The organism is uncultured Dietzia sp. (assembly GCF_937873725.1).
In the GTDB taxonomy this organism is placed as follows: Bacteria; Actinomycetota; Actinomycetes; order Mycobacteriales; family Mycobacteriaceae; genus Dietzia.
Genome location: NZ_CALMYY010000047.1, coordinates 1 through 5,036 on the forward strand (window position 1 = coordinate 1; position 5,036 = coordinate 5,036).

Below are 5,036 nucleotides of genomic sequence, written 5' to 3' on the forward strand. Positions count from 1 at the left end.
GGGCGGCCGGGGATCGGCGACGCGCCCGGCGGGACCCCGGGCCGGGCCCCCGGGAGCCCGGGGGCGGGGGGCCCGCTCCGCCGGTCCACCGAGGTCGCCAGCGCGGACAGCGTGGCCAGCAGCCCGCCGTACGCGGCCAGCGGGGCGTTCTCCCGCCCCTCGGACACCAGCACCGCCCCCGCGGCGCCGGCGATCACGCCGTGGACCGCCAGCTGCACCGGCTTGAACCGGATCCCCGAGCGGAGCATGAGCCCGCCGAGCGCCAGGTGCCCCACCCCGAAGGCGGCCGCGCCCGAGACGAGCCTGGTCGAGGACCGGCTGGCGTGGCCGCCGCCGAGCATGAGGATCACGTCGCCCGTGGTGTAGGCCGCGCCGGTGGCGGAGAGCAGGGCGGTGTCGACCGGCGAGAGTCGGCCGTCGCGCAGGGCGATCGTCAGCGCGGCCGGGACGATCAGCGGCTTACACAGCTTCTCCAGCGGACCGAACTCGGTGGCCTTGGCGACCTCCGTCCCCACGGCGGCGGCGAGGAACGCGGGCCCCTCCGGGCGGGAGAGGTCCGCGAGCGAGCGCACCCGCTCCCGCAGCGCGCGCGTCAGTCGGGTGGCGAACGGGCTCGTCGTCGTCATCCTCTACTCCAATCCCAGGTCGGTCAGTCCGAGCAGCGCGCGGTACTCCACGCCCTCGGCGCGGATCACGTCGTCGGCGCCGGTGGCGCGGTCGACGACCGTCGCGACGCCGATCACCTCGGCGCCCGCCTCGCGCAGGGCCGCCACCGCGGTGAGAGGCGAGTTGCCGGTGGTGGTGGTGTCCTCCACGACGAGGACAAGCCTGCCCACGATGTCCGGCCCCTCGATCCGGCGCTGCATCCCGTGCTTCTTCGCCTCCTTGCGGACGACAAACGCGTCGATCGGCCGGCCGGGCGCGTGCATGATCGCGGTGGCGACCGGGTCCGCACCGAGGGTCAGCCCGCCGACCGCGTCGAACTCCCAGTCCGCGGTGAGCTCGCGCAGCAGCCTGCCGATGAGCGGCGACGCCTCGTGGTGCAGGGTCGCGCGGCGCAGGTCCACGTAGTAGTCGGCCTCGCGACCCGAGGAGAGGGTGACGCGGCCGTGGACGACGGCGAGCTCGGCGACCAGCTCGGCGAGCCGCGCGCGGGCTGCCGCATCGACGGGATGGGGGGCGGACATGGGACTCCTCGGGTCGCCTCGCGGCGGGATCGACGGGCGGCATCTGTGACGGTGTCGACTCTAGACGCGGACTACGACAGACGAGGACTACGACAGACGAGGACGGGCCGGTCGCCTCACGCGACCGGCCCGACCACGTTCAGCACGTGGGACAGTGGGGCGAGCTAGGGATTGAGAGGATCCTCGTCGCCCGGCAGGTCATCGACCGGCGGCTCCTCATCGACCGGGGGCTCCGGATCGACGGAGTCGGTCGCGCTGCCGCCCAGTGACCCCAGCGAGCCGGAGGCGATGGTCCCGTCCTCCTCGGGGATGACGACCGGGGGCGGCCAGCCCTCCTCGAAGGCCGACCACGCGTAGAGCTGGGCCGTGCCCTGCGCGGCGGCGGAGTTGGCACCCTGCGCACAGACCGTGAAGAAGCCGACCTTGTCCTCCTTGCGGGGCTGGGTGGCCGACGGCCCGAGCGCGATCGTCCGAGTGACGGTCTGGCCGACGGCGATGGTGGCAGGTGCCGCGTTGCCGCTGGCCACCGCCCTCGCCCTCGCCCCCACGGCGACCGCACAGACCGAGCCGGAGCCTCCGAAGACGGAGACCGTGGCGGTCACCTACACGTGCACCCCGGACAACGCGCTGAACGTCGGCGGTGCGGGCACGTGGACCAACGACGTCACGGTCACCTACCCCGAGAGCGTGGCGCCGGGCGCGTTCTTCAACGTCACCGTCCAGGCGGGTGAGATGTCGGCGAACACCGTCCGATCGGGTCGTTTCACCTACGACATCCAGTCGCCGACCAACGTCACCAATCTCACCGCCACCCTCGCGGGCGGCCAATCGGGATTCAGCTCGGGCACACCGGCGCTGGCGACCGTCAACCCGACCACCAAGGTCACGGCGACGGGCACCAACGTCCACCGCATCTGGGGCGGCACCTCGGCCGCCTACGGAACCTCCACGGGCACCAGCAACAACTCAGGACTCCAGAAGAACACCAGCGGCGCGTTCCGCCTGCCCGCGGTCACCTTCGCCATGCGCGCTCCGGTGACGCCCGGTGCACAGGTCGTCTTCGGCCTCCCCGGCGCCGGCGCCGCAGCGGCCAACAACGGCGCGAACACCCAGTTCGGCTACAGCCGCGGCACCTCGGCCGCCGGCACGGGGACCGGCGGAGCCTCGATCTCCTGTGCGGTCAGCGCCAACGCCGCGCAGCTGTCGCTCACCACGGTCGCCGACGTCGCGCCGAACATCCTCAACTCGACGACCAACATCGTCGGCGGCGACCAGACGGCCGACTCGTCGATCCCCGTCACGCTCCAGGCACAGGTCGCGGCCCCGTACGCGACCGCCGGGGAGATCTCGCAGGGCACCGTCACCTTCCGCGACCAGGCGACCAACCTGATCATCGGCACCGCCAGCCCGAACGCCCAGGGCTTCGCCATCATCCAGCACCAGTTCCCCCGCATCCCGGACGGTGATCCGGACCAGCCGCGGACGGTCATCGCCGAGTACTCGGGGGTGACGGGCAACATCAGTCCGAGCCAGGACACCATCGTCCTCACCCTGACCGACAAGCCCACCGTGTTCTGGAACACGAACTTCACCGTCCGCGCCAATGTCGGCCAGCTCGGCGAGGAGTCCCTGCCCGTCAACGTCACCACGACCTTCGCGCGGCCCGCGATGAACTTCCCCGAGGGCACACTGGTCCAGCTCTTCCGCGACGCGCTGCCCGTGGGCGAGCCGGTAGCGATGCCCGCGACCGGCACCTCGATCGCGTTCCCGACCGATGAGATCGATCGCACCGAGCGGACGGGCACCCACCACTACACGGTGGAACTGGTCACGATCTGGTTCGACTACAACGAATGGAAGGGGTCCACGCCGAACCCCGCCGTGGTGATCGTCGCGGGCAAGAACGGCGAGTCCGTCGCCCCCGTCCCCGACACCGGATCGCTCGACCTCGGGTCGCTGACCAGCCCGGTGACCTCCAGCCTCTCCGACTCGGTCGGCTATGACGTCGCCCCGCTGTCCAGCCCGACCGTCACCGGGCTGCTGAGTTCAGCCAGCTGACACACCCGGTACCGACAGGACCCGCCCGCGCGACTGCGCGGGCGGGTCCTGTCGTCGGGGCCGGTCGATCCCGGAGACCGTCAGTCCCGCAGATCCGGCGGGATCTGGATGCGGGTCGTCTGCTCCACGTCCGGCTCCACGCCGGGGCGCTCGCGCCCGGGGGCCGCCTCCCCGGAGTCGGGGTGGCTCTCGGATTCCGCGCGACGATGCCGACGACGTCCGCCCGACGGTGTGGCCCCCATCTTGGCCGCGAGCTCCGCGACCGACAGCCGACCCGCGTCCTCGCCCGCCTCATGGTCGACGCCAACCGAGCCGTGGCGTCCGCCCGTCCCGGTGTCGAGGTCGGATCCGCCGTCGATGCGGGCGGCATCGAACCGCTCGACCTCGGTGCGGATCTCGTCCTGGTCGTCCTCGGAACCGAGGGGCTTGATGCCGGCGCCGTTCGTGGCCGCGCCGGCGGCGAGCGGCGGCACCGAGGCGTCCGCGGGGAACGCCTGGCCGACGCCGCGGGTGGGCCGGGACAGCGGCGGCCTGGGTTCCAGGTGGTCGGCGGCCACGTCCCCGCGGGAAGGCACGGGCCCGGAGGGCTCCATGATCTCCGCGAAGGGGTCGGGCTCCTCCGCAGGCGTCTGCTCGGCAGGCGTCTCGTCGGCCGGCGCCGCGGGCGCGTCCCCGCGGTCGGGCACCACGGGCTCGCCGGTGAGATCACGGACGCCCGTGCGGTCCGGCACCAGACGCAGGTGCCCGGCCCGCCGGGGCTCGGGCGCACCGGGCGCGTCGGGCGCGTCGGGCTCGGGCGCGCCGGATTCCCCCGCCACCGGCTCGGCGGGCGAGGGCGCCGGGGCCGGCGCCGCGACCCCGTGCGTCCCGGTGCCGACCTCGCCGTCCATCCCCACCGTGGGGTCGGCCTCCGGGCCGTCGGCGGCGCCAGGGGACCCCGGATCGATCTCGGCCGGAAGCGCCCGGGCCCGGCCGCCGATCGGCGGGAACGGGGGCAGCACATCGGCCGCACCGCGGGGCGCCATCACCACGTCGTCCCCGGTGGGCGGGGCGTCCACGCCGTCGGTGGTCGCGGCCACCCACTCGCCCTCGGCCCATACGCGGCGCACGTCGGCGGGCACGTCGCGGACGGCGTCGGCCAGGCGGTCGCGGTCGATCAGGTCCAGCCGCCCGAAGTCCGAGGTCCTCGCCTCCAGCGCGGCCACCTCGCCGGCGTCGTGGAACCCGGGTTCGGCGTCGACGTCGGGACGGCTGAGGTCCAGGACCACGTCGGAGGCGGTGTCGCGGCGCAGGGCCAGGACGGTGCGGCCCCCGGTGACCCCCATGATCGCCCGGCGGCCCCGGAACATCCCGTGCGAGACCGTGCCCAGCGCGCTCAACCCGCCCGAGAAGTCGCCGTGCCGGAACTCGGGCGCCGGGGTGGGGGTCGGCTCGAACTCGCGGTCCTCCAGCCAGCGGACCACGGGCGAGCCGGCAAGCGGATCGACCGGGGGGGCCTCGGGTGCGGCGTCGGCCGGTCGCCCGTTCAGGCGGCGGACGGGCAGGAACGCGCGCACCCGGTCGAGCAGCCGCGGGGACGACGCGGCGGTGAGTTCGGTGTCGGCGGGCTCGAGAGGGGCCAGGCCGGCGGCACCCACCGGCTCGTCGGTTTCCAGCTGCGCGGGCTCGGCGGCGGCGGCCGGCACGGCGGCGGCCACCGCCGGTTACGCCCGACGCCCCTGCTCACCGCCGGGGCCCGCCGGCCGCAGGAACGGCGCCGGCCGCGGGGCCCCGGGGTCCACATACTCCGGG

Annotated in this window: 5 protein-coding genes; 1 reads left to right on the forward strand and 4 read right to left on the reverse strand. The window is 74.4% G+C overall.

The window, feature by feature from the left end; all coding sequences use genetic code 11:
- The 3 genes from Q0444_RS04525 to Q0444_RS04535 all read right to left on the reverse strand — a co-directional run.
- A partial coding sequence (locus Q0444_RS04525; protein WP_299021696.1) for a lysoplasmalogenase family protein occupies nucleotides 1-626 on the reverse strand: 626 nt, incomplete at its 3' end.
- A 3-nt stretch (nucleotides 627-629) separates the two neighbouring features.
- Entirely contained in the window at nucleotides 630-1,187 is a 558-nt protein-coding gene (gene pyrE / locus Q0444_RS04530; protein WP_299021699.1) for an orotate phosphoribosyltransferase, read from the reverse strand.
- A 164-nt stretch (nucleotides 1,188-1,351) separates the two neighbouring features.
- Nucleotides 1,352-1,789 (reverse strand): hypothetical protein, encoded by a 438-nt coding sequence (locus Q0444_RS04535; protein WP_299021701.1) that lies wholly within the window; start codon nucleotides 1,787-1,789, stop codon nucleotides 1,352-1,354.
- Between Q0444_RS04535 and Q0444_RS04540 the strand changes: the two genes are divergently transcribed.
- Nucleotides 1,779-3,245: a hypothetical protein gene (locus Q0444_RS04540; RefSeq protein WP_299021703.1), complete on the forward strand. Its 1,467-nt coding sequence runs from the start codon at nucleotides 1,779-1,781 to the stop codon at nucleotides 3,243-3,245. The two genes, Q0444_RS04535 and Q0444_RS04540, sit on opposite strands and share 11 nt — an antisense overlap.
- Before the next feature lie 80 nt (nucleotides 3,246-3,325).
- Here Q0444_RS04540 and Q0444_RS04545 read toward each other — a convergent pair whose 3' ends face one another.
- Entirely contained in the window at nucleotides 3,326-4,942 is a 1,617-nt protein-coding gene (locus tag Q0444_RS04545) for a hypothetical protein (RefSeq protein ID WP_299021705.1), read from the reverse strand.
- Nucleotides 4,943-5,036 lie beyond the last annotated feature (94 nt).

Excerpts from the sequence above, each read along its gene's own strand:
- pyrE (WP_299021699.1), bottom strand. The coding sequence starts at position 1,187 with ATGTCCGCCCCCCATCCCGTCGATGCGGCAGCCCGCGCGCGGCTCGCC.